This is a genomic window from Escherichia sp. 93.1518, assembly GCF_013368915.2.
GTDB classification, from domain to species: Bacteria; Pseudomonadota; Gammaproteobacteria; order Enterobacterales; family Enterobacteriaceae; genus Escherichia; species Escherichia ruysiae.
The window spans coordinates 1-21,171 of the sequence record NZ_JABWMT020000017.1; the positions used below are offsets into that span (position 1 = coordinate 1).

Here is a 21,171-nt window from a genome sequence, read left to right on the forward strand (position 1 = left end):
ATATTAAACCTCTTCTCTTTTTAATTTTTCGTTTATAAGATTATTTCTTTCCCATAATCCGGCAAAACGTGCAGCATTACTGGCGGTATAACGCACAGTATGGCGAATATTTCGATGCCCCAGATAATCCTGAATTAAACGGGTATCTGCACCACGCTCCGCCAGTTCATAACCGCAAGCATGTCTTAACATATGAGGATGAGTCTGCGTCACGGTTCCAGCTTCAATACCGGCATCACGAATAATGCGATAAGCCTGCTGACGAGAAAGTCGGCTTCCACGACGGGAAATAAATATGGCGTCGGTCTGGTCAGCACCTTTCCAGTTAGCACGTTCCAGGGTCCAGCGTTCTACGGCTTCACGCTCATCAAAACGTAACGGGTGAACGGTAGAAAATCCGTTCTTCAGTCGGCGAATATTTATTCGACCTTCATTAAGATCAAGATCCTGATAATGCAGATCAAGTAGTTCACTAATACGCATCCCATGCCGATATGCCAACAGAATAAGACAATAATCTCTGGCTCCCGTTGCCCCATAGCAAACCGCTTGCATCATTGCCTGAACTTCTTTACCGGTAAGATAACGACGTTTACTCACAATAGTATTACTCCTGACTGAGATATATTTGAATGAATACCTATAGGAAACCTCAAACGGTCAAAATTAGCCCAATAGATAAAAAGATAATCACACACAAAGTTATGTGGTTATCAGTCAATTACATTAAATATCATACAAAAATAAAATATCACTGATGTGATAACATCTATTTTCATTGATTTAATTCAATATAACAATAGATTGCACCGGATTAACTTCCAGTTACTTAAAAAATAAAGAAAAAAAGTGCAAAAAGAGAAGAATATAAGTGATATGTAAATTTATGAATGATTTTGTTTGTTTATTTTGAATAAAATAAACCATTGTATTTTGTATGGATATAGTTAAGTTAATGTTTATTATGATAATTAAGAATCACACTAACAATAACATCAATTAATAAATGGTTAATTATTATTGATACATCGTAAGAATAATGTAGGTTTTAACACCATCCCTGGCATCTCATCCATCTTTATAAAACAGCGTGACGCTGTCGACCTCTGGGTCTATCCCAGATGCCGTAAAAACGCCCGGCATTGCTGGCGGTATACCAGACGGTGTGACGAATATTACGATGCCCAAGATAATCCTGGATAAGTCGTGTATCTATTCCCATATTCGCCAAAGCAAAACCACACGAATGGCGTAACATATGCGGATGAATCTCCAGTGATAACCCGGCATTACCACCTGAAGTCGAGATAATATGGTAAAACTGTTGACGAGAAAGCGGATTCCCCTTGCGTGATAAAAATACCCACTCGCTCTCAGCATGTGGATAAGAAGTACGCGTACTCAACCAGTTTTTTAAAGCCTGAACTTCTTTGTTCAATAGCGGGTGCGTTGTTGAAAAGCCTTTTTTTAATCGATGGATATATATGCACTTTGCCTTAAGATCAATATCCGAAATTCTCAATCGGCAAATTTCACTCGCCCGAAAGCCATGAATAAAACAAAGCAAAGTCAGACAATAATTGCGTGCAGCATGAGGCCCGGTATTTGCTGCTTTAAGGAGTGACTCTATTTCACTGTGGGTAAGGAAGTTCCTTTTTTTGTTATCAGCCTTATTCTTCATCGTTTTCCCTTATAATTACAGACGCGCACTAGCTGTGCTGGGTTAGCAATAATCCAACATTTTAATCCTGATTATGTTTATAAAAGCGAATGTTTACTTAATGGCTAACGCAAGTGGGCCAGCTCTTTTGAATGAACTTAAATAGAATGGCGATAGCTACTTATAATAACTTTGCCATACAAACGCTATGCTCTTGCATGATATGTCTTTTATATATTTTCAATCTGAGACGAATCTAATAATAACCCTCATCATCAATGTAACTAATCTTATCTATATATCACGTGATATGTTCTGTAACAAGTAAATCAACATAAAAAATTCAGCAAAATTTAATATTCGTTCAACAGGCCATTTCACATATAACATTATTAGTCAACTCCATTTTTCACAAAATTGCTATTTAATGGAATCCCATAATTTTCAGGTGGCTATTATCATGCTAATGCTTAGTTACCTAGCCATTATTATCCTTTGGTTTGTAAACTCATACTGTGAGATTGTTACATCCCTTTCCAGGCCGTGTATTGTCCAGAGAAATGAGGGGAAGTTCGCACGCACCTTTTTTCATCTACATTCGCATTAAATATGCATGTTACTTCAACTTAATCTTTCCTTACTCACTGCTCTTTACTGGCGATACGGCAAATAACTGACTGCCCCCATCCTGTAGTGTGCTGAACATCAACGAGTCAGCCCAGGACAGAGCCAGGAACTCCTCTGCTACATACCAGGTTGCCCTTAGTCTCAGAACGTAAAAACATATTTTATGGTGAGAATTATTGTCAATCGGATAGCGGATAAACTCTCATTTTCACCGTGCTTTCGGAGTTAGCTTGTAAACCCGGCACTGTCGACATCCATTAAAAATAAATATTAAACAATGAGTTAATGACATAGCATCTGTTTCACGAAGGCAGTCGACAATGACCATCTGGCCTTACATAACACTTTACCTTCGAAAAATATCGACATATTTTGTGACGCGAATTGCAAATCTGGTTTTGTTGTATGGATTGCGTGATTTTTGATCTGGTATAACAGGTATAAAGGTACACACAAGAGATAAATAAGACGACTCTCTCGCAATCTAATACAAACATTCCTGGCGTCCTCCCTTATCGGGTGATGAAAGAGCACTTCAGTCTGAAAGGAGTATGAAAATGAGATCAACAAACAATCCATTTTATGACACTGGCTAAAGATAGATTTAGTGAGTGAAATAGCTTACGAACATTAAAATCAATTAAACATCAGAATAGATTTAATACTCAGGTATTTAATCCAGATCTCTGTTTATCTTAAATTATGTGGAAAACAATTTCTCACAGGAGACCTTATACAAAAAAAATAATTATCCGTGGCCAATGACGCTATAAGCCTGGCAAAAAAGAGCACATAACATAAATGCTATTTGTTTATTCGGACTTCGTATTACTTTCTGTATTCTACAAATGAGTGAAATTTATGAAAAAGGCTAAAATACTTTCTGGCGTATTATTAATCTGCTTTTCGTCACCATTAATTTCTCAGGCTGCAACACTGGATGTGCGTGGTGGATATCGTAGTGGAAGCCATGCCTATGAAACTCGACTCAAAGTCAGTGAGGGGTGGAAAAATGGATGGTGGGCAAGCATGGAAAGTAATACCTGGAATACCATTCATGATAATAAAAAGGAAAATGCCGCATTAAATGATGTTCAGGTTGAAGTTAATTATGCGATTAAACTTGATGATCAATGGACCGTGCGCCCTGGAATGTTAACCCATTTTAGCAGCAATGGCACACGCTATGGACCATATGTAAAACTGTCCTGGGATGCGACAAAAGATCTCAATTTTGGCATTCGCTATCGTTACGACTGGAAAGCTTACCGGCAACAAGACTTATCTGGCGATATGTCTCGTGATAACGTTCATCGTTGGGATGGATATGTCACTTACAATATTAATAGTGATTTCACCTTCGCATGGCAAACGACGCTGTACAGCAAACAAAACGATTATCGCTATGCAAACCATAAGAAATGGGCGACGGAAAATGCATTTGTTCTACAATACCATATGACGCCCGATATTACGCCATACATAGAATATGACTACCTTGACCGTCAGGGTGTTTACAACGGCAGAGATAATTTATCGGAAAACAGTTATCGCATTGGTGTGTCATTTAAACTGTAGTAGACAGGAGACAGTCACAATGAATAAAACAATAACGGCACTTGCTATCATGATGGCTTCACTTGCCGCAAACGCGTCGGTATTGCCGGAAACTCCTGTGCCATTTAAAAGTGGTACTGGAGCAATTGATAATGACACTGTCTACATTGGTTTAGGTAGCGCAGGTACGGCATGGTACAAGCTGGATACACAAGCCAAAGATAAAAAATGGATAGCCCTGGCGGAATTCCCCGCTGGCGCGAGAGATCAAGCAACCTCAGCCTTTATTGATGGTAATTTATATGTATTTGGCGGTGTTGGTAAAAACAGCGAGGGGTTAACTCAGGTATTCAACGACGTACACAAATATAATCCCAAAACTAATACCTGGGTTAAATTAATGTCGCACGCACCGATGGGCATGGCTGGTCATGTGACCTTTGTACACAACGGCAAAGCCTATATTACTGGCGGCGTTAACCAGAATATATTTAATGGCTATTTTGAAGATCTCAAGGAGGCTGGAAAAGATTCAGCGGCCATAGATAAAATCAATGCCCACTATTTTGACAAAAAAGCAGAAGATTATTTCTTTAATAAGTTCCTGTTGTCTTTTGATCCCTCTACACAGCAATGGAGTTACGCTGGCGAATCTCCTTGGTACGGCACGGCTGGTGCGGCGGTAGTAAATAATGGTGATAAAACCTGGCTTATTAATGGCGAAGCAAAACCAGGGCTGCGAACTGATGCTGTATTTGAGCTTGATTTCACCGGCAATGGCATAAAATGGAATAAACTTTCTCCCGTCTCCTCACCGGATGGCGTAGCTGGCGGTTTTGCAGGTATTAGCAATGACTCTCTTATATTTGCCGGAGGAGCCGGATTCAAAGGTTCACGGGAAAATTACCAGAACGGTAAGAACTATGCGCATGAAGGTCTGAAAAAATCGTATAGCGCCGATATTCATCTTTGGCATAACGGGAAATGGGAGAAATCTGGCGAACTGTCGCAAGGTCGGGCCTACGGAGTATCATTGCCCTGGAATAATAATTTATTGATTATTGGCGGTGAAACTACGGGCGGCAAAGCTGTAGCGGACTCAGTACTACTCTCTGTGAAAGATAATAAAGTTACTGTGCAAAACTAACTTTTCAGGGCTCCAGCAAAGGAGCCCTGCTATCAATGGCTCATCACCCGTTGTCATTTCAATTACGCATATATATGAACACGATAACATCGCCCGATTATTACTATGTTCTTACCGTTGCCGGACAATCTAATGCCATGGCATATGGCGAAGGACTCCCGTTACCAGACAGTGAAGATGCGCCTCACTCCAGAATAAAACAACTGGCAAGATTTACACAGACGCATCCCGGTGGCCCGTCATGTCAATTTAATGACATTATTCCACTGACTCACTGCCCACACGATGTTCAGGATATGCGGGATTATCACCATCCTCTGGCAACGGATCATCAAACACAATACGGTACAGTTGGACAAGCACTGCATATTGCGCGGAAATTACTGCCCTTCATTCCTGATAATGCTGGCGTTCTTATCGTTCCTTGTTGCCGTGGCGGATCGGCTTTTACCGCAGGCTGCGAAGGAACATATTCAGAACAACACGGAGCCAGACATGATGCATGTCGTTGGGGAACGGATACTCCGCTGTATCAGGATTTAGTCAACAGAACGCGAGCTGCTCTGGCGAAGAATCCGCTGAATAAATTCCTCGGCGTATGCTGGATGCAGGGCGAATTTGACTTAATGACGAGTGACTACGCGTTACACCCTCAATATTTTAATAATATGGTTGAAGCTTTTCGGAAGGATTTAAAGCAGTACCGTTCTCAGCTTCTGAATACTAACACTTCCGCTGCTCCGTGGTTCTGCGGCGATACCACCTGGTACTGGAAAGAAAATTATCCTCATGCGTACGAAACTATTTATGGCAATTATAAAAAGAATGTCTTAGCCAATATTATTTTTGTCGGCTTCCAGCAACAAGACGAACGAGGGCTGACGAACGAGCCTGATGAAGATCCGGATGATTTAAGCATGGGATATTACGGTTCAGCGTACCGAACACCAGAAAACTGGACAACGGCGCTACGAAGCAGCCATTTTAGCTCGGCAGCCCGCCGGGGGATTATTTCCGACAAATTTGCTGACGTTATTTTGCGGTTTTGGCGTGAAGAGTGAGCACTCACAAATTTGAGTTATGCGCATCCATCAATGCTCTTAACTCCTCCGGCGTAAACGGTGGTTTGCGTCGGTGCAGCATCGAATGACAGTTAGGGCAAACAGGGAGCAAGCCATTAACTGGACTCTGTTGGTAATCTTCTTTGTTTCGGGAGTGAAGAGGCTCACGCCTTCTTAAACTGTATCTACAACAATTATGTAATCACAACCTATGCAACGCTTATAGAAAACAATGATGCAGAAAACATTGTTTAACGCTATTCAGGACGGATCACAGATACAAAAAAAGACGCTTTTCAGCGTCTTTCTTTCGGAATATTGGTACTGAGGATGGGACTCGAACCCACAAGCCCGTTAGGGCACTACCACCTCAAGGTAGCGTGTCTACCAATTCCACCACCTCAGCACAGATACTATCTTAGTTCGGGATATCGCTGGTCGGCTTAGCCGGAGCAGCTGGCTGAGTTTGTTCGGTTTTCGCCGGGGCACTCAGATTTTCCCATTCGCTACCTTTATTGGTTTTGTTGCTGTTAATGTTACCCAGCACCAGACTGATGATGAAGAACAACGTTGCCAGCACAGCCGTCATACGGGTCATGAAGTTACCAGAACCACTTGAACCAAACAGCGTAGCGGAAGCGCCTGCTCCGAAGGAGGCTCCCATATCAGCGCCTTTACCTTGCTGCAGCATGATCAGACCAACAAGGCCAATTGCTACAATAAGGAAAACTACTAAAAGAGCTTCGTACATAATCAACCTGTTCCTTGCGGAGTTGCCGCGTACCAATGCTTCAACCAATAAAGCGAGAAAATTTAATCTTTCCCACTGAAGCGGGTGTGAATACTAACCAAAGCGAATGACCTTCGCAAGGGCAATTTTATTGCATTGTATCAACTGCGGAAAAAAACAGCAAAATCGATGTGCATAAGAAAAACAAAGGCGACAATCGCCGCCTTTTTAGCCAGTTAGTTATCGCATTAAACCGCTTTTACCGCATCAGCAATACGGTGTGCAAACTCGGTGACCTGCGCTTCGTCTTCACCTTCGACCATCACGCGAATTAACGGCTCGGTGCCGGATTTACGCAACAGCACACGCCCACGGCTACCCAGCGCCGCTTCAACTTCGGCGGTCACGGCTTTAACTGACTCATGCTCCAGCGGATCGCCGCTGCCTGCGGTATAACGCACATTAACCAGAATCTGTGGGAACATTTTCATGCCACTGCAAAGGTCGTGCAGGCTCATATGGTTACGCGCCATCGCCGCCAGCACCTGCAAACCAGCAACAATGCCGTCACCGGTAGTGGTTTTATCCAGCAGGATCACATGACCGGAGTTCTCTGCACCGATACGCCAGCCTTTTTCCTGCATTTTTTCCAGTACGTAGCGGTCCCCCACTTTCGCACGTGCAAATGGAATGCCTAACTGTTTCAGCGCCAGTTCCAGCCCCATGTTGCTCATCAATGTACCCACCGCGCCACCACGCAGCTGCCCCTGACGAAGGCCTTCACGCGCGATGATATACATGATCTGATCGCCATCGACTTTATTGCCTTCATGGTCAACCATAATCACGCGATCGCCGTCGCCGTCAAACGCAATGCCGAGATCCGCTTTTTCAGCCAATACGCGTGCCTGTAGCGCACGAACATCAGTTGCCCCCACTTCGGCATTGATGTTTACGCCGTTCGGCTCACAACCGATGGCGATTACATTCGCTCCCAGCTCACGCAGCACGTTCGGCGCGATGTGATAAGTCGCGCCATTGGCGCAATCCACCACAATCTTCAGTTCACTGAGGCTAAGTTCGTTCGGGAATGTGGCTTTGCAAAATTCGATATAGCGACCCGCAGCATCAACGATACGGCTGGCTTTACCCAGTTCTGCCGAATCAACGCAGCTGATCTCTTTTTCCATTTCCGCTTCGATGGCCTCTTCTACCGCATCCGGTAGTTTGGTGCCGTCGATAGAGAAGAATTTAATGCCGTTATCGTAGAACGGGTTATGCGATGCGGAAATCACTATCCCGGCCTCTGCGCGGAAGGTACGCGTCAGATAAGCCACTGCCGGTGTTGGCATCGGGCCAGTAAAAAGCGCGGAAAGTCCCGCTGCCGCCAGGCCGGCTTCCAGCGCCGACTCCAGCATATAGCCAGAAATACGCGTGTCTTTACCAATAATGATCTTACGGGAGCCGTGGCGCGCCAGTACTTTACCCGCAGCCCAGCCCAGTTTAAGCACAAAATCAGGGGTGATCGGCGCATCCCCAACACGACCACGAATCCCGTCGGTCCCGAAATATTTACGATTACTCATAGCGTTTGTTTTCCTTTGCAGACAGAGTGGCTTCCACCACTCGCATCGCTTCTACGGTTTCTTTGACGTCATGAACACGAATGATGTGCGCGCCCTGCATCGCAGCAATAACTGCACAGGCCAGACTACCGCTCAGGCGTTCGGACGGCCCCACGTTCAGCAGTTGTCCAATCATCGATTTTCGTGACATACCCACCAACAGCGGCAGGTTGAAATGCTGAAATTCAGCCAGACGCGCCAATAATGAATAGTTATGGTGGAGATTTTTACCGAAACCGAATCCCGGGTCGAGCAACAATTTCTCTTTTGCGATACCCGCCTGCTCACAACGTGCTATTTGCTCAATAAAGTAGCGATTAACTTCGGCAAAGACATCGTCATACTTCGGGGCTTCCTGCATGGTCTTTGGATTTCCCTGCATATGCATCAGGCATACGGGTAAACCAGTTTCCGCAGCCGCTTCCAGAGCGCCAGGTTCGGAAAGGGAGCGGATATCGTTAATGATGTGAGCGCCCACTTTCGCCGATTCACGGATAACTTCCGATTTGGAGGTATCCACAGAGATCCAGACTTCGAATCGTTGCGCAATTGCCTCAACCACCGGAATAACACGTTGCAACTCTTCTTCAACACTCACTTCCGCTGCACCTGGACGCGTGGACTCTCCACCAACGTCGATAATCGTCGCGCCAGCGTTAATCATCAGATTCGCATGTTTCACTGCATCAATCAGTGAGTTATGCGTACCGCCATCAGAAAAAGAATCTGGCGTGACGTTGAGGATCCCCATCACGTGAGGATGGCTAAGATCCAGTGAAGTGCCCTGGGCAAAGAGTTTCATGGTGTTATCCCTGGTATGAATTGATAAGAAAAAACCCCGGAGCACGCCCCGGGGTTTTCGGTACAAATACAGTCATCTGATGCGGGAACTTACTTGTCGCCTAACTGCTCTGACATGGTGTTACCCGGATTTGGCGTACGTGGTTCATCAACCGGACGCGGCGCCTTTGGCGTGCCATTATTGTCAGAATTGTTAGATGCTCCCGACTCATCCCAACCTGCAGGCGGGCGTACATCGCGACGAGCCATCAAGTCATCAATCTGCGGTGCGTCGATGGTCTCATATTTCATGAGTGCATCTTTCATCGCATGAAGGATATCCAGGTTGTCGTTCAACAATTGACGCGCACGATTGTAGTTACGTTCAATCAGTGACTTCACTTCCTGGTCGATGATACGCGCGGTTTCATCGGACATATGTTTTGCTTTCGCCACGCTACGACCGAGGAAAACTTCACCTTCTTCTTCCGCATACAGCAGCGGACCGAGTTTTTCAGAGAAGCCCCACTGGGTCACCATGTTACGCGCCAGGTTAGTCGCAACTTTAATATCGTTCGACGCACCGGTAGAAACATGTTCTGGTCCGTAGATGATCTCTTCTGCCAGACGACCGCCGTACAGGGTACTAATCTGGCTTTCCAGTTTCTGTCGGCTGGCGCTGATTGCGTCGCCTTCAGGCAGGAAGAAGGTCACACCCAGCGCGCGACCGCGCGGGATAATCGTTACTTTGTGCACCGGATCGTGTTCCGGCACCAGGCGACCGATAATCGCATGACCAGCTTCGTGGTAAGCAGTCGATTCTTTCTGCGCTTCCGTCATCACCATGGAGCGACGTTCCGCACCCATCATGATTTTGTCTTTCGCTTTCTCGAACTCAACCATCGAAACGACACGTTTATTGCCACGCGCGGCGAACAGTGCAGCTTCGTTCACCAGGTTCGCCAGGTCTGCACCGGAGAAGCCTGGTGTGCCACGAGCAATAATTGCCGCATCAACATCTGGCGCCAACGGTACGCGACGCATATGCACTTTCAGGATTTGCTCACGACCACGCACATCTGGCAGACCAACCACAACCTGACGGTCGAAACGACCAGGACGCAGCAGTGCCGGGTCGAGAACGTCCGGACGGTTAGTCGCCGCGATAACGATGATACCTTCGTTACCTTCGAAGCCGTCCATCTCAACCAGCATCTGGTTCAGAGTCTGTTCACGTTCATCATGACCACCGCCCAGACCAGCGCCACGCTGGCGGCCTACGGCGTCGATTTCATCGATGAAGATGATGCACGGTGCCGCTTTCTTCGCCTGTTCGAACATGTCACGCACACGAGATGCACCAACACCGACGAACATTTCTACGAAGTCAGAACCGGAGATGGTAAAGAACGGAACTTTCGCTTCACCTGCAATAGCTTTCGCCAGCAGCGTTTTACCCGTACCCGGAGGACCGACCATCAGGACGCCTTTCGGGATCTTACCGCCCAGTTTCTGGAAGCGGCTCGGCTCACGCAGATACTCAACCAGTTCGGCAACTTCTTCTTTTGCTTCGTCGCAACCCGCAACATCAGCAAAGGTCGTTTTGATCTGATCTTCCGTCAACATGCGCGCTTTGCTCTTACCGAACGACATCGCGCCTTTACCGCCGCCGCCCTGCATTTGACGCATGAAGAAGATCCAGACACCAATCAGCAACAGCATCGGGAACCATGAAATGAAGATAGAAGCCAGCAGGCTTGGCTCTTCAGGCGGTTCACCGACAACCTTGACGTTCTTGGTCAGCAGGTTATCCAGTAGTTTCGGATCCTGAACCGGAATGTAAGTGGTATAACGGTTACTATCTTTCTTGGTAACGTTGATTTCACGTCCGTTGATACGCGCTTCACGAACCTGGTCGTTATTGACCTCTTGTAGGAAGGTAGAGTAATCCACCTTACGGCCATTAGACTCGCTGGGCCCAAAGCTCTGGAATACTGACATCAGCACAACGGCAATGACCAGCCAGAGTATTAGGTTTTTCGCCATGTCACTCAAGGGATTAACCTCTTATTACAACTGTGTTAAAAACAGCGTCAGGATACTCTATATCCAGCATCTTTCAAACTTTCGTCTGAAATCTCCCGGTTAGGGTTTACGCCCGGTCGCTACAATATACACTTCCCGCGAACGTGCACGAGAAGAGTCCGGCTTACGAACTTTGACCTTCGTAAACAGGGAGCGAATTTCCCTTAGATACTCATCGAAACCTTCGCCCTGGAACACCTTCACTACAAAACTGCCACCCGGCGCTAACACATCACGACACATTTCTAGCGCCAGTTCCACCAGATACATGGCACGGGGGATATCCACCGCCGGTGTTCCGCTCATGTTTGGTGCCATATCGGACATGACAACCTGAACTTTGCTGTCGCCTACGCGTTCCAGCAGTGCTTTCATCACCAGTTCATCACGAAAATCGCCCTGAAGAAAGTCCACACCAACGATAGGATCCATAGGTAAAAGATCACAAGCGATGATGCGGCCTTTACCGCCAATTTGGGTGACCACATATTGTGACCAACCACCCGGGGCAGCACCAAGGTCGACAACCGTCATTCCCGGTTTAAAGAGTTTGTCACTTTGCTGTATTTCATCAAGTTTAAACCAGGCACGGGAACGTAACCCCTTTTTCTGTGCCTGTTGAACATATTTATCGCTAAAGTGTTCCTGAAGCCAGCGGCTGGAGCTGGCAGAACGCTTCTTACCTGTCATTTAACTTTCCCATTGGGATGACTCATCGTAACCAATTGCGTAAATTTTTACGCGCCTATTTGGTGATATATGGGAGATGGCGGTAGAATGACCCGTTTTCAATCCCAACGTAAGCAAAAAAATACGATGAATCTGAGTACTAAACAAAAACAACACCTGAAAGGTCTGGCACATCCGCTCAAGCCAGTTGTTCTGCTTGGCAGTAATGGTTTGACCGAAGGGGTGCTGGCCGAGATTGAACAAGCGTTAGAGCACCATGAGCTCATCAAGGTGAAAATCGCCACAGAAGATCGCGAAACTAAAACCTTGATCGTGGAAGCTATCGTGCGCGAAACCGGCGCCTGTAATGTACAGGTCATCGGTAAAACGCTGGTGCTTTATCGCCCAACTAAAGAACGTAAAATCTCGCTGCCACGCTAAGATTATCCTAAAGTTACACACATTTTCTGTGTAAAACGAGGGATTTTCCGCAGGCAGGAGAGCAAAATGCCACGCTCTGTTCGTTGATAAAAGGCCGCATAGCGGCCTTTTTCCTTTCTTTACAATACATCAACATTTTGAGTATTGGGTAATTCTTACAGGTATTCTACCTTAATTACTTCAAATTCCACTTCGCCGCCTGGCGTTTTGATGACCACAACATCATCTTCTTCTTTGCCGATCAGGCCACGAGCGATAGGCGAGTTTACAGAAATCAGGTTTTGTTTAAAGTCAGCTTCGTCATCGCCTACGATGCGATAAGTCTGTTCTTCATCAGAATCCAGATTCAACACCGTTACGGTAGCACCAAAAATAACGCGACCATTGTTTGGCATTTTGGTGACATCAATCACCTGCGCGTTCGACAGCTTGGCTTCGATGTCTTTGATACGGCCTTCGCAGAAACCCTGCTGCTCACGTGCTGCGTGGTATTCAGCATTCTCTTTCAGGTCGCCATGTTCACGCGCTTCCGCGATAGCAGCAATGATTTCAGGACGGCGCACAGATTTCAGAAAATCCAGCTCTTCGCGTAGTTTCTCAGCGCCGCGTAAGGTCATCGGAATAGCTTGCATTTGTTATACCTCTTGAATATTCCTGATGGGGCGAGTCTCCACCCACCCCGGCTGTTCGGTCAGCCCGGCATAACTCCTCACCAGGCCAGAAGCAAAAAAATACCGACCCGGAAACAGGTTCCAGGTCAGCTACAATTCACATTTTGATGGTCATTTTACCCTGAAGTTCCCGAAGGGTCATCGTTTACTTTATAGGGCGTTGCGCCGTAGTATGACGGCTCGATTCCAGGTTGTTAGCGCGAGATTATGCGATTTTCCAGATTTATCATCGGATTGACCAGCTGTATAGCGTTCAGTGTCCAGGCCGCAAATGTTGATGAGTACATTACTCAGCTTCCCGCTGGTGCCAACCTTGCCCTGATGGTGCAAAGAGTCGGCGCGTCTGCCCCCACGATTGATTACCACAGTCAGCAGATGGCGCTGCCCGCCAGTACGCAAAAAGTAATCACTGCGCTGGCGGCGTTGATTCAACTCGGCCCCGATTTTCGTTTTACCACTACGCTTGAAACCAAAGGCAATGTGGAAAACGGAGTGCTTAAAGGCGATTTAGTGGCGCGATTTGGTGCCGATCCTACGCTAAAACGTCAGGATATTCGCAATATGGTCGCGACTCTGAAAAAATCTGGTGTCACACAAATCGATGGCAATGTACTCATAGATACCTCCATTTTTGCCAGTCATGATAAAGCTCCCGGCTGGCCATGGAATGATATGACACAATGCTTTAGCGCCCCTCCCGCCGCTGCCATTGTTGACCGCAATTGCTTCTCCGTCTCGCTCTACAGCGCCCAAAAACCCGGTGATATGGCTTTTATACGCGTGGCATCTTATTACCCCGTTACGATGTTCAGCCAGGTACGCACCCTCCCCCGTGGTTCTGCCGAAGCGCAATACTGTGAGCTGGATGTCGTGCCAGGCGACCTGAACCGCTTTACGCTGACTGGATGCCTGCCACAACGTTCCGAGCCGCTCCCGTTAGCCTTTGCGGTGCAAGATGGTGCCAGCTATGCCGGTGCAATTCTGAAAGATGAGTTAAAACAGGCAGGTATCACCTGGAGCGGAACACTGCTGCGCCAGACTCAGGTTAACGAACCTGGAACGGTGGTTGCCAGTAAACAATCGGCTCCTTTGCATGATCTGCTTAAGATTATGCTGAAAAAATCAGACAACATGATCGCCGATACGGTTTTCCGCATGATAGGCCATGCGCGCTTCAATGTGCCTGGAACATGGCGAGCCGGGTCGGACGCCGTGCGTCAGATCCTGCGCCAGCAAGCCGGTGTCGATATTGGCAACACGATTATTGCCGACGGCTCGGGGCTTTCGCGGCATAACCTGATTGCGCCTGCCACCATGATGCAGGTGCTGCAATATATCGCCCAACACGACAACGAGCTTAACTTTATCTCTATGCTGCCGCTGGCGGGATATGACGGCTCTTTGCAGTACCGTGCAGGTCTGCATCAGGCAGGCGTGGATGGCAAAGTCTCAGCGAAAACAGGGTCATTGCAAGGGGTGTATAACCTGGCAGGATTCATCACCACGGCAAGCGGGCAACGAATGGCGTTCGTACAATATCTTTCTGGCTATGCGGTAGAACCGGCGGATCAGCGTAATCGCCGTATTCCGTTAGTGCGATTTGAAAGCCGCTTGTATAAAGATATTTATCAGAACAATTAGTCAAAAAGAAACCCCGGCGCATGGCTGGGGTTTCAGATTATTGACAAAATGCGCCTTGTTTATGTCGGATGCGGCGTTAACGCCTGATTCGGCCTACAAAATTGATATATTGCAATTCTCTTGTAGGCCTGATAAGCGTAGCGCATCAGGCTATTTGGCGTTTGTCATCAGTAATTAACGCTTGTAAATGAACTCAACGCCTTCTTCGTCGTCTTCGTCCCAGTCGTCATCCCAGTCTTCATCATCCTCTTCAGCAATTTCTTCAAGCTGCTGACGGTGATAATCATCCCACATGAATTCGACTTTCTCTGGCTGTTTCGCTTCTTCGGCCTGCACGACCGGGTTTTCAATGATAAAGGTCATCACATCCCAGCAGAGATCTTTAACGCCCAGTCCGCTTGCCGCAGAGATCAGATAATATTTATCTTCCCAGCCCAGCGCCTCAGCGATCGCTTTCGCTTTCTCTTCGGCTTCCGCTTTATCCAGCAGATCGATCTTGTTGAAGACTAACCAACGCGGTTTCGCCGCCAGATCCTGACTGTATTTTTCCAGCTCGCTGATAATAATACGCGCGTTTTCAACCGGATCGGTGCCGTCAATCGGATCGATATCGATAAGGTGCAACAGGACGCGGCAACGTTCCAGGTGCTTCAGGAAGCGAATCCCCAGACCTGCGCCTTCCGCTGCGCCTTCAATCAGCCCTGGAATATCGGCAACAACGAAGCTCTTTTCGTTGTCCATTCGTACCACACCCAGACTTGGCACCAGAGTGGTAAACGGATAATCCGCTACTTTCGGTTTAGCCGCCGAGACAGCGCGAATAAATGTCGATTTACCCGCATTTGGCATCCCCAGCATACCGACGTCAGCCAGCAGCATTAGTTCAAGCAGCAGCTCGCGCTTATCGCCCGGCGTACCGTTAGTTTTCTGCCGTGGTGTACGGTTAACGGACGATTTGAAACGGGTATTGCCCAGACCGTGCCAGCCGCCCTTGGCAACCAGCAGACGCTGACCGTGTTTGGTCATATCGCCCATAGTTTCGCCGGTGCCCTGATCGATAACACGCGTACCTACAGGCACTTTAATCGTCACGTCTTTACCACGCTTACCGGTGCAGTCGCGGCTTGCGCCATTCTGACCACGCTCGGCGCGGAAAGATTTTTCAAAACGATAATCGATAAGCGTATTCAGGTTCTCGTCGGCTTCCATCCATACGTCACCGCCGTCACCACCGTCGCCGCCATCCGGGCCGCCTTTCGGAATATATTTTTCGCGGCGGAAGCTCACGCAACCATTACCGCCATCACCTGCAACGACCAGAATCGATGCTTCATCAACAAACTTCATTTTATTCTCCGTAAATCATTCGCCTGCGCGGGGTTGCGATACCACCGTTGTATGCTTACGTAATCCGCCCCAAATACGATGACCAATGGCGGAATACATCGCGCCCGCAACCACGACAAACGCACCGAGATAACCTAAAAGGTTTAACATCGGTCTGGCGAAGAAATCGGGCCAGGCCAGTGATAAAAGATCTGAAAAAAACAGCGTAAACAGTGGGGTGAGCGTGATGATCGCGCTCACCTGCGCTGCCTGCCAGCGAGCCATCGCTTCCGCCAGGGCGCCATATCCTACCAACGTATTCAGTCCGCAAAAAATTAAACATGCGAGCTGCCAGTGGCTAAGCTGCGCTATCACTCCAGGCTTTGCCAGAGGGAAGAGCGCAATTGTACATAAAGTGTACAGCAAAAACAGGATCTGCGGTGAGGCCAGCCGACGTAATAAAACCTTTTGCGCCACGCCATAACTCACCCAAACCGTCGCCGCACCGACCCCAAAGATAACTCCCCAGGTGTAATCGGTGAGCTTTGTAAATATCTCGACCAGACTGGTGTTAAAGAACATCACCAGGCCGCTCAGGAGCATCAATGCCCCCACAACCTGGGTGCTGCGCATTTTCTCTTTCAGGATAAATACGCTGGCAACCATCATGCCAACCGGCGAGAGTTGCCCAATCACCTGCGAGGCGGTCGGACTCAGATATTGCAAGGATGAACTGAACAGGATGAAATTCCCAAACAGCCCGGCAGTCGCCACCGCCAGTAATATCAGCCAGCGTGGCTTACGAAACACATGTAATGGCGGCAGCTTCTTCTTCACCGCAAGAATGGCACCAAGGCCAATACTCGCCATCAAGAAACGGTAAAACACAATTGTCGGAGGTTCCATCACCTCCAGCACCTGCTTCATTGCGATTGGCAACGCCCCCCAGCAAATTGCTGTGGTGAGCGCCAAAAGAATGCCAATGCCTGCCTGCTGCTTCATACCGTAATCCCTGCAAAACGCATTTGCGGATTAACGCCGCACGATGCGCATTTTTACCGGCTATCGAATGTAAAAAGCCCCGCAACGTGTTGCGGGGCTTTCATCCGTTACCGGGACGCGAAAAACTTATTCAGCTTCGATGCTGATAAATTTACGGTTTTTCGGGCCTTTAACTTCGAATTTCACTTTACCGTCTGCTTTAGCAAACAGAGTGTGGTCACGACCGCAACCTACGTTAGTGCCAGCGTGGAATTTGGTGCCACGTTGACGAACGATGATGCTACCCGCCAGAACGGATTCGCCACCGAAACGCTTAACGCCCAGGCGTTTAGCTTCTGAATCGCGACCGTTACGTGTGGAGCCGCCAGCCTTTTTATGTGCCATTTGAAATCTCTCCTCAGGTCTTAGGCGCTGATGCCAGTAATTTTCACATCAGTGAACCACTGACGATGGCCCTGCTGCTTACGATAGTGTTTACGACGACGAAACTTAACGATTTTAACTTTCTCGCCACGACCGTGAGCAACAACTTCAGCTTTGATTACGCCGCCATCAACGAAAGGAACGCCGATTTTGACTTCTTCACCGTTTGCGATCATCAGAACTTCTGCGAACTCAACAGTTTCGCCAGTTGCGATGTCCAGCTTTTCCAGGCGAACGGTCTGACCTTCGCTTACTCGGTGTTGTTTACCACCACTTTGGAAAACCGCGTACATATAAAACTCCGCTTCCGCGCACACCTTTTCAATGATTCAGAGTGCGCTATAAATATTCACAATAGGGCGCGAATATTACGCAAAACGTACGCCTTTGACAAGTGCTACAGTCAATACACGAAGAAAAAAAACACAACTTGTACGGTAACGTTTATCTGTGCCATTTTTTCAGTACAATCACCCTATATTCCTAACCATAAACCCTAAGTTGCCTTTGTTCACAGTAAGGTAATCGGGGCGAAAAGCCCGGCTTTTGCGATGAATTTAGAAAAAATCAATGAGTTAACCGCGCAAGATATGGCGGGTGTTAATGCGGCAATCCTTGAGCAGCTTAATTCCGAGGTCCAACTGATCAATCAGTTAGGCTATTACATCGTCAGCGGCGGCGGTAAACGTATTCGTCCGATGATTGCTGTACTGGCTGCTCGAGCTGTTGGCTATGAGGGAAATGCGCATGTCACCATTGCTGCCCTAATCGAGTTTATCCACACAGCGACTCTACTACACGACGACGTTGTGGATGAATCAGATATGCGCCGTGGTAAAGCGACCGCTAACGCCGCATTTGGCAATGCTGCCAGCGTGCTGGTAGGCGATTTTATTTACACCCGCGCGTTCCAGATGATGACCAGCCTCGGCTCGCTCAAAGTGCTGGAAGTGATGTCAGAAGCCGTAAACGTCATCGCAGAAGGTGAAGTTCTGCAACTGATGAACGTTAACGACCCGGATATCACCGAAGAAAACTACATGCGCGTTATCTACAGCAAAACTGCACGTCTGTTTGAGGCTGCTGCGCAGTGTTCCGGGATTCTGGCAGGATGTACGCCGGAAGAGGAAAAAGGCCTGCAGGATTATGGTCGTTACCTCGGCACCGCTTTTCAGCTCATCGACGATTTACTCGATTACAGCGCCGATGGTGAACAGTTAGGTAAAAACGTCGGGGACGATCTAAACGAAGGTAAACCGACGCTGCCGCTGCTACATGCGATGCATAATGGTACACCGGAGCAGGCGCAAATGATCCGTTCAGCTATTGAGCAAGGCAATGGGCGTCATCTTCTGGAACCGGTTCTGGAAGCAATGAACGCGTGTGGATCTCTTGAATGGACGCGTCAGCGTGCCGAGGAAGAGGCAGACAAAGCCATCGAAGCGTTACAGATACTCCCGGATACCCCGTGGCGAGAGGCGTTAATCGGCCTTGCACACATCGCGGTTCAACGCGATCGTTAATTCCTTCCCTTTATCCCGCGCATTGCGCGGGATAACTCCAGTAAGTTCCATAAAAATACTTATTCAGTGTAATACCATCTTAATAATCAGGTTATTGTCTTTATATATTCTGAATCTTCACGCTATTTACATGAACTTTTTAGAGCAATTCGCCATCAGGAGTATAGTGATGCCCGACAGAACATATGTTCTGAATGAAAGCGACTAACTTAAGGAGTGAGGAAAGATGGAGAGTAATTTCATTGACTGGCATCCCGCTGACATCATTGCGGGTTTGCGCAAGAAGGGAACGTCAATGGCGGCGGAATCTCGCAGAAATGGTTTGAGTTCCTCGACGCTGGCAAATGCATTATCGCGTCCGTGGCCAAAGGGAGAGATGATTATTGCGAAAGCCCTGGGTACTGACCCATGGGTTATATGGCCATCACGCTACCATGATCCGCAGACACATGAGTTTATCGACAGAACGCAGTTAATGCGCAGCTACACTAAACCGAAAAAATGAGTGGTCTGGCGGTAGCCCCGCGAACGGGGCTGCCAGCTTTCAGACGATTACTCGCCTTTCACACGCTCGATATTCGCACCTAATGCACGCAATTTGTCTTCAATGCGTTCGTAGCCGCGATCGATGTGATAAATACGATCAACAACCGTAGTCCCTTCCGCAATACAGCCAGCCAGTACCAGGCTTGCTGATGCACGCAGATCGGTCGCCATGACCTGTGCGCCGGAAAGTTTTTCGACACCGTGACAAATAACGGTATTGCTTTCAATCTCGGCTTGCGCGCCCATACGGCTCAGTTCTGGCACGTGCATAAAGCGGTTTTCAAAGACCGTTTCGGTGATGAATCCGGTGCCTTCTGCCACCAGGTTCAGCAGCGTGAACTGAGCCTGCATATCGGTCGGGAACGCCGGATGCGGCGCGGTACGCACATTAACAGCCTTCGGACGTTTGCCATGCATATCCAGGCTAATCCAGTCCTCACCTACTTCAATGTCCGCTCCGGCGTCACGCAGTTTCGCCAGCACAGCGTCAAGAGTATCTGGCTGGGCGTTACGGCAGATAATTTTGCCGCGAGAGATTGCCGCTGCCACCAGGAACGTGCCGGTTTCGATGCGATCCGGCAGCACGCGATAGACACCACCGCCTAAACGTTTCACACCTTCGATGACGATACGATCGGTGCCCTGACCGCTAATTTTCGCGCCCAGCGTAATCAGGAAGTTCGCGGTATCGACAATTTCCGGTTCACGCGCAGCGTTTTCAATAATCGTGGTGCCTTCCGCCAGGGTTGCAGCACACATGATGGTCACGGTTGCGCCGACGCTGACTTTATCCATCACGATATGCGCGCCTTTCAGACGCCCATCAACGGAAGCTTTTACGTAACCTTCTTCCAGTTTGATCGTCGCGCCTAATTGCTCAAGCCCGGAAATATGCAAATCAACCGGACGCGCACCAATCGTACAACCACCAGGTAGAGAAACCTGTCCCTGACCGAAACGTGCCACCAGCGGCCCCAGCGCCCAGATAGAGGCTCGCATGGTTTTGACCAAATCATAAGGTGCGCAGAATACATTAACGTCGCGGGCGTCAATATGCACAGACCCATTACGTTCTACTTTCGCACCCAGCTGGCTTAGCAGCTTCATTGATGTATCAACGTCTTTCAGTTTCGGGACGTTCTGGATCTCTACCGGTTCTTCCGCCAGTAGTGCGGCAAAAAGGATAGGCAGAGCAGCATTTTTAGCGCCGGAAATTGTGACTTCGCCCTGGAGCTTTGTTGGCCCCTGAACACGAAATTTATCCATTTAGTTTGTTCTCAGTTAACAATTCATATCCGCTACCGGCAAATCGCCCATAGCTCAAAAGCCGTTCAGTTTGCGATCTCGCGCCCACTCCGTAGGGGTATACGCTTTGATCGACACAGCATGAATGCGGTTATCCGCAATATATTCCATCAGCGGACCATAAACCGTCTGCTGTTTTTTAACCCGGCTCATGCCGTCAAACATCTCACCCACGGCAATAACCTGAAAGTGGCTGCCATCGCCGGAAACGTGGACTTCCTGGAGGGAGAGAGCGTTCATCAGCACACTCTGAATTTCATTATTTTCCATGGGATCTTCATTCATCAGTTAATAAACCAGCAAAACATCTTAGAGCAAAGTTGCGCTGGCATAAATAAGCAAAAAGCCTTGC

At 47.9% G+C, this 21,171-nt stretch carries 21 protein-coding genes, 1 tRNA gene and 2 pseudogenes; 7 read left to right on the forward strand and 17 right to left on the reverse strand.

The features are described 5' to 3' along the window. Window positions 1-3: 3 nt before the first annotated feature. Both fimE and fimB read right to left on the reverse strand, forming a co-directional pair. Entirely contained in the window at window positions 4-600 is a 597-nt protein-coding gene (gene fimE, locus HEN21_RS13735) for a type 1 fimbria switch DNA invertase FimE (protein WP_183082917.1), read from the reverse strand. A gap of 478 nt (window positions 601-1,078) precedes the next feature. Beyond that, window positions 1,079-1,681, reverse strand: coding sequence for a type 1 fimbria switch DNA invertase FimB (gene fimB, locus HEN21_RS13740; RefSeq protein WP_000790591.1), 603 nt, complete (start codon window positions 1,679-1,681; stop codon window positions 1,079-1,081). Between the two features lie 1,467 nt (window positions 1,682-3,148). Here fimB and nanC point away from each other — a divergent pair. From nanC to HEN21_RS23605, 3 genes and pseudogenes are all read left to right on the forward strand, one after another. Continuing rightward, window positions 3,149-3,865, forward strand: a complete 717-nt coding sequence (gene nanC / locus HEN21_RS13745) for an N-acetylneuraminic acid outer membrane channel NanC (protein WP_176251696.1) — start codon at window positions 3,149-3,151, stop codon at window positions 3,863-3,865. A gap of 19 nt (window positions 3,866-3,884) precedes the next feature. After that, on the forward strand, window positions 3,885-4,991 hold the full coding sequence (gene nanM, locus HEN21_RS13750) for an N-acetylneuraminate epimerase (RefSeq protein ID WP_010349758.1): 1,107 nt from the start codon (window positions 3,885-3,887) through the stop codon (window positions 4,989-4,991). Between the two features lie 296 nt (window positions 4,992-5,287). Then, window positions 5,288-5,632 (forward strand): annotated as a pseudogene (locus HEN21_RS23605) (sialate O-acetylesterase); the annotation flags it as partial. Between the two features lie 284 nt (window positions 5,633-5,916). Here HEN21_RS23605 and HEN21_RS23610 read toward each other — a convergent pair. The 8 genes and pseudogenes from HEN21_RS23610 to rlmE form a co-directional block, all read right to left on the reverse strand. After that, window positions 5,917-6,060, reverse strand: coding sequence for a hypothetical protein (locus HEN21_RS23610; RefSeq protein ID WP_423779530.1), 144 nt, complete (start codon window positions 6,058-6,060; stop codon window positions 5,917-5,919). Further along, window positions 6,057-6,197: pseudogene (locus HEN21_RS23450) on the reverse strand (HNH endonuclease); the annotation flags it as partial. The pseudogene HEN21_RS23450 and the gene HEN21_RS23610, both read right to left, overlap by 4 nt. Window positions 6,198-6,371: 174 nt before the next feature. Beyond that, window positions 6,372-6,458 (reverse strand) — tRNA-Leu (locus HEN21_RS13760). Window positions 6,459-6,470: 12 nt separating this feature from the next. Continuing rightward, the gene (gene secG / locus HEN21_RS13765) at window positions 6,471-6,803 is read right to left on the reverse strand and encodes a preprotein translocase subunit SecG (protein ID WP_001517162.1); all 333 of its coding nucleotides are present in this window, start codon (window positions 6,801-6,803) and stop codon (window positions 6,471-6,473) included. A gap of 227 nt (window positions 6,804-7,030) precedes the next feature. Further along, the gene (glmM, locus tag HEN21_RS13770) at window positions 7,031-8,368 is read right to left on the reverse strand and encodes a phosphoglucosamine mutase (RefSeq protein ID WP_000071137.1); all 1,338 of its coding nucleotides are present in this window, start codon (window positions 8,366-8,368) and stop codon (window positions 7,031-7,033) included. After that, complete coding sequence (gene folP / locus HEN21_RS13775) at window positions 8,361-9,209, reverse strand: dihydropteroate synthase (protein WP_176251698.1); 849 nt, start codon at window positions 9,207-9,209, stop codon at window positions 8,361-8,363. Before folP ends, glmM begins: the two co-directional genes overlap by 8 nt. A gap of 89 nt (window positions 9,210-9,298) precedes the next feature. After that, a complete protein-coding gene (ftsH, locus tag HEN21_RS13780) occupies window positions 9,299-11,233 on the reverse strand; it encodes an ATP-dependent zinc metalloprotease FtsH (protein WP_001107477.1) in 1,935 nt (644 codons plus the stop codon). 99 nt (window positions 11,234-11,332) lie between these two features. Next, the gene (rlmE, locus tag HEN21_RS13785; protein ID WP_000145975.1) at window positions 11,333-11,962 is read right to left on the reverse strand and encodes a 23S rRNA (uridine(2552)-2'-O)-methyltransferase RlmE; all 630 of its coding nucleotides are present in this window, start codon (window positions 11,960-11,962) and stop codon (window positions 11,333-11,335) included. Window positions 11,963-12,088: 126 nt separating this feature from the next. Between rlmE and yhbY the strand changes: the two genes are divergently transcribed. Continuing rightward, window positions 12,089-12,382, forward strand: coding sequence for a ribosome assembly RNA-binding protein YhbY (gene yhbY / locus HEN21_RS13790; protein ID WP_001054420.1), 294 nt, complete (start codon window positions 12,089-12,091; stop codon window positions 12,380-12,382). A 155-nt stretch (window positions 12,383-12,537) separates the two neighbouring features. Here yhbY and greA read toward each other — a convergent pair whose 3' ends face one another. Next, window positions 12,538-13,014 carry a transcription elongation factor GreA gene (gene greA, locus HEN21_RS13795; RefSeq protein ID WP_001148001.1) on the reverse strand — a complete coding sequence of 159 codons (477 nt, stop codon included), beginning with the start codon at window positions 13,012-13,014 and terminating at the stop codon, window positions 12,538-12,540. Between the two features lie 246 nt (window positions 13,015-13,260). Here greA and dacB point away from each other — a divergent pair, with 246 nt between their 5' ends. Beyond that, window positions 13,261-14,694 (forward strand): serine-type D-Ala-D-Ala carboxypeptidase, encoded by a 1,434-nt coding sequence (gene dacB / locus HEN21_RS13800; protein ID WP_001212645.1) that lies wholly within the window; start codon window positions 13,261-13,263, stop codon window positions 14,692-14,694. A gap of 174 nt (window positions 14,695-14,868) precedes the next feature. Here the strand turns inward: dacB and cgtA are convergent, their stop codons facing one another. From cgtA to rplU, 4 genes are all read right to left on the reverse strand, one after another. Continuing rightward, window positions 14,869-16,041, reverse strand: coding sequence for an Obg family GTPase CgtA (gene cgtA / locus HEN21_RS13805; RefSeq protein WP_000673561.1), 1,173 nt, complete (start codon window positions 16,039-16,041; stop codon window positions 14,869-14,871). A 15-nt stretch (window positions 16,042-16,056) separates the two neighbouring features. Continuing rightward, window positions 16,057-17,022: a DMT family transporter gene (locus HEN21_RS13810; RefSeq protein ID WP_105285441.1), complete on the reverse strand. Its 966-nt coding sequence runs from the start codon at window positions 17,020-17,022 to the stop codon at window positions 16,057-16,059. Window positions 17,023-17,148: 126 nt separating this feature from the next. Further along, window positions 17,149-17,406 carry a 50S ribosomal protein L27 gene (rpmA, locus tag HEN21_RS13815; RefSeq protein ID WP_000940596.1) on the reverse strand — a complete coding sequence of 86 codons (258 nt, stop codon included), beginning with the start codon at window positions 17,404-17,406 and terminating at the stop codon, window positions 17,149-17,151. Window positions 17,407-17,426: 20 nt separating this feature from the next. Further along, window positions 17,427-17,738 (reverse strand): 50S ribosomal protein L21, encoded by a 312-nt coding sequence (gene rplU / locus HEN21_RS13820; protein WP_000271401.1) that lies wholly within the window; start codon window positions 17,736-17,738, stop codon window positions 17,427-17,429. A 258-nt stretch (window positions 17,739-17,996) separates the two neighbouring features. Between rplU and ispB the strand changes: the two genes are divergently transcribed. Beyond that, the gene (ispB, locus tag HEN21_RS13825) at window positions 17,997-18,968 is read left to right on the forward strand and encodes an octaprenyl diphosphate synthase (protein ID WP_176251699.1); all 972 of its coding nucleotides are present in this window, start codon (window positions 17,997-17,999) and stop codon (window positions 18,966-18,968) included. Window positions 18,969-19,194: 226 nt separating this feature from the next. Further along, window positions 19,195-19,473 carry a DNA-binding transcriptional regulator SfsB gene (gene sfsB, locus HEN21_RS13830; RefSeq protein WP_000445413.1) on the forward strand — a complete coding sequence of 93 codons (279 nt, stop codon included), beginning with the start codon at window positions 19,195-19,197 and terminating at the stop codon, window positions 19,471-19,473. A 47-nt stretch (window positions 19,474-19,520) separates the two neighbouring features. Here the strand turns inward: sfsB and murA are convergent, their stop codons facing one another. Both murA and ibaG read right to left on the reverse strand, forming a co-directional pair. Continuing rightward, window positions 19,521-20,780, reverse strand: a complete 1,260-nt coding sequence (gene murA, locus HEN21_RS13835) for a UDP-N-acetylglucosamine 1-carboxyvinyltransferase (protein WP_000357267.1) — start codon at window positions 20,778-20,780, stop codon at window positions 19,521-19,523. A gap of 54 nt (window positions 20,781-20,834) precedes the next feature. Continuing rightward, window positions 20,835-21,089, reverse strand: coding sequence for a BolA family iron metabolism protein IbaG (ibaG, locus tag HEN21_RS13840; RefSeq protein WP_010346509.1), 255 nt, complete (start codon window positions 21,087-21,089; stop codon window positions 20,835-20,837). Between the last annotated feature and the right edge of the window lie 82 nt (window positions 21,090-21,171).

Excerpts from the sequence above, each read along its gene's own strand:
- fimB (WP_000790591.1), bottom strand. The coding sequence starts at position 1,681 with ATGAAGAATAAGGCTGATAACAAAAAAAGGAACTTCCTTACCCACAGT.
- nanC (WP_176251696.1), top strand. The coding sequence starts at position 3,149 with ATGAAAAAGGCTAAAATACTTTCTGGCGTATTATTAATCTGCTTTTCG.
- nanM (WP_010349758.1), top strand. The coding sequence starts at position 3,885 with ATGAATAAAACAATAACGGCACTTGCTATCATGATGGCTTCACTTGCC.
- secG (WP_001517162.1), bottom strand. The coding sequence starts at position 6,803 with ATGTACGAAGCTCTTTTAGTAGTTTTCCTTATTGTAGCAATTGGCCTT.
- glmM (WP_000071137.1), bottom strand. The coding sequence starts at position 8,368 with ATGAGTAATCGTAAATATTTCGGGACCGACGGGATTCGTGGTCGTGTT.
- folP (WP_176251698.1), bottom strand. The coding sequence starts at position 9,209 with ATGAAACTCTTTGCCCAGGGCACTTCACTGGATCTTAGCCATCCTCAC.
- ftsH (WP_001107477.1), bottom strand. The coding sequence starts at position 11,233 with ATGGCGAAAAACCTAATACTCTGGCTGGTCATTGCCGTTGTGCTGATG.
- rlmE (WP_000145975.1), bottom strand. The coding sequence starts at position 11,962 with ATGACAGGTAAGAAGCGTTCTGCCAGCTCCAGCCGCTGGCTTCAGGAA.
- yhbY (WP_001054420.1), top strand. The coding sequence starts at position 12,089 with ATGAATCTGAGTACTAAACAAAAACAACACCTGAAAGGTCTGGCACAT.
- greA (WP_001148001.1), bottom strand. The coding sequence starts at position 13,014 with ATGCAAGCTATTCCGATGACCTTACGCGGCGCTGAGAAACTACGCGAA.
- dacB (WP_001212645.1), top strand. The coding sequence starts at position 13,261 with ATGCGATTTTCCAGATTTATCATCGGATTGACCAGCTGTATAGCGTTC.
- cgtA (WP_000673561.1), bottom strand. The coding sequence starts at position 16,041 with ATGAAGTTTGTTGATGAAGCATCGATTCTGGTCGTTGCAGGTGATGGC.
- HEN21_RS13810 (WP_105285441.1), bottom strand. The coding sequence starts at position 17,022 with ATGAAGCAGCAGGCAGGCATTGGCATTCTTTTGGCGCTCACCACAGCA.
- rpmA (WP_000940596.1), bottom strand. The coding sequence starts at position 17,406 with ATGGCACATAAAAAGGCTGGCGGCTCCACACGTAACGGTCGCGATTCA.
- rplU (WP_000271401.1), bottom strand. The coding sequence starts at position 17,738 with ATGTACGCGGTTTTCCAAAGTGGTGGTAAACAACACCGAGTAAGCGAA.
- ispB (WP_176251699.1), top strand. The coding sequence starts at position 17,997 with ATGAATTTAGAAAAAATCAATGAGTTAACCGCGCAAGATATGGCGGGT.
- sfsB (WP_000445413.1), top strand. The coding sequence starts at position 19,195 with ATGGAGAGTAATTTCATTGACTGGCATCCCGCTGACATCATTGCGGGT.
- murA (WP_000357267.1), bottom strand. The coding sequence starts at position 20,780 with ATGGATAAATTTCGTGTTCAGGGGCCAACAAAGCTCCAGGGCGAAGTC.
- ibaG (WP_010346509.1), bottom strand. The coding sequence starts at position 21,089 with ATGGAAAATAATGAAATTCAGAGTGTGCTGATGAACGCTCTCTCCCTC.